Origin of the sequence: Burkholderia sp. Cy-637, assembly GCF_011753175.1 — a bacterium.
Classification (GTDB): Bacteria; Pseudomonadota; Gammaproteobacteria; order Burkholderiales; family Burkholderiaceae; genus Burkholderia; species Burkholderia gladioli.
Window position 1 is genome coordinate 1 of sequence record NZ_VWWC01000360.1, and the last position, 1,659, is coordinate 1,659.

Here is a 1,659-nt window from a genome sequence, read left to right on the forward strand (position 1 = left end):
TTGGCTGCCGGTTCATCCGTGGCAGTACGCGCATCTGCGCCGCCGGCACCCGGCGTTGCTCGACGCCTGTATCGACCTCGGCGAAGGCCCCGGCGCGGGCATGCCGACCGCCTCGCTGCGCTCGCTCGGCGTCGCGCATGACGCGTCGCTGCACCTCAAGCTCTCGCTCGGCGTGCAGGCGCTCGGCGCGGAGCGCGTGATGCCGCCGCGCTACCTGCGCAACGGCGCACTGGCGCAGGCCTGCCTGGCCGCGCTGCGCGAGCGCGATGCCTGGCTCGCCGCGCATCTGCAGGTCTGCGACGAGCGCGCCTGGTGGGCGCTGGGCGCGGCGCCGGCAAGCGGCGACGCGGCCGCCTGGATCGCCGAGCGCGGCGATCTTGCCTGCCTGCTGCGACGCTACCCGCGGGGCGAGGGCTGGCTGTTGCCGATGGCCGCGCTCGGCGTGTCCGATGCGCGCGGGCGACTGCCGGCCTTCGATGCGCTGTGCGGCGGCGCCGCGGCGTCGACGCCCGCCAGGCGACGCGGGCTGTTCGCACAACTGGCGCGACTGCTCGCCGAACTCGGACTGCGCTGTTTCCGTCACGGGGTGATGCCGGAGCTGCATGGCCAGAACGTGGTGCTGCGCGTTGGCGCGGATGGCCTGACGGGGCTGGTGCTGCGCGATCACGACACGCTGCGGATCTGTCCGCCGCTGATGGCCGAGGCCGGCGTGGCGGCGCCCGATTACCTGATCGACCGGAGCACGCCGAACACCCTGATTCTCGAGGCGCCCGGCGCTCTGTTCGCCTATTTCCAGACCTTGGCCGTCGGCGTGAACCTGTATGCGATTGCCGCCGCGCTGTCCGAAGCCGACGGCGAGGACGAGGCGCTCGCCTGGCAGTGGATCGGCGATGCGCTGCGCGATGCCGTGGCCGGCGTGTTCGGCGACGGTGCCGCGCCGGCCTTGCGCGAGCTGGCGGAGGCCGCCTTGTTCGACAGCGCGAGCTGGCCGTTCAAGCAGCTGATCGAACCGCTGGTCGGCCGCGTCTCGATCGGCACCGGCATGCCGAGCGGCCTGGGCGAGATCGCCAATCCCTTGCGCGCGGCCAGGGCCGGGCAGGGCGGCCGACGATGATCGGGCCGCACCGCTTCGCGGTCGTGACCCTGGTGGCCTGCCAGGGCGTGATCACGCTCGGGCTGATGGTGCTGGTGCCGATCATGCCGTTCTTCGTGCGCGGCCTGCTCCCGCCCGACGCGACACTGGCCGAGGTGACACGCTGGAGCAGTATCGCGCTGGCCGCGCCGGGTGTCGGCGCGCTGCTCTGCACGCCGCTGGCGGCCGGCTGGTGCGAGCGTCTCGGCTATCGACGCGCGCTGCTGCTGGCGCTGGCGCTGTTTGTCGCCAGCCTGCTCGCGATGGCCTCGGCGCGCCATCCGATGCTGTTCGTCGCGGCGCGGGTGGTGCAGGGCGCGAGCACCGTGAGCGTGATCGTGACGGCCTATCTGGCGCGCGTCGCCGAGGCCGATGCGCGAGGTCGCGCGCTCGGCTGGCAGGAGTCGGCGGTAGCCGCCGGCGCACTGCTCGGGCCGACGCTCGGCGGCGTGCTGCAGGATCTCTGGTCGGTGCGGCCGCTGCTGTACGCGGTCGCGCTCGGCACGGGCCTGGCGGCGGCCGGGCTG

The 1,659-nt window shown here is 73.8% G+C and carries 2 protein-coding genes; both read left to right on the forward strand.

Annotated elements, in window-relative coordinates:
• The coding region (locus tag F3J10_RS35490) for an IucA/IucC family protein (RefSeq protein ID WP_275691729.1) at window positions 1–1,114 on the forward strand (1,114 nt) is incomplete at its 5' end.
• On the forward strand, window positions 1,111–1,659 hold a 549-nt coding region (locus F3J10_RS35495), incomplete at its 3' end, for an MFS transporter (protein ID WP_167244037.1). The genes F3J10_RS35490 and F3J10_RS35495, both read left to right, overlap by 4 nt.